The organism is Marivivens sp. ABH4_498 (genome assembly GCF_056160585.1).
On the sequence record NZ_JBSWXL010000032.1, the window covers coordinates 1 to 203 of the forward strand.

The window sequence follows — 203 nt, forward strand, 5'->3', positions numbered from 1 at the left end:
TTACCCGCAGGATCGGTCACTGTGTAGGTGATCGTCGTGTCACCGTTAAAGTTTTCGTCCGGCGTGAAGGTGATGGTGCCATCCGGGTTCACATCGACGGTGCCGTTTGGCGATGTCGCCTCGGTCACGGTCAGAGGCTCGCCCTCTGGATCGACGTCATTGCCCAGAACATCGATGGTGACGGGTGTGTCTTCATCGGTGGT

Annotated in this window: 1 protein-coding gene; it reads right to left on the minus strand. The window is 58.1% G+C overall.

The window, feature by feature from the left end; translation table 11 throughout:
• The coding region (locus tag ACXAGA_RS16530) for an Ig-like domain-containing protein (RefSeq protein WP_475118563.1) at nucleotides 1-203 on the minus strand (203 nt) is incomplete at both ends.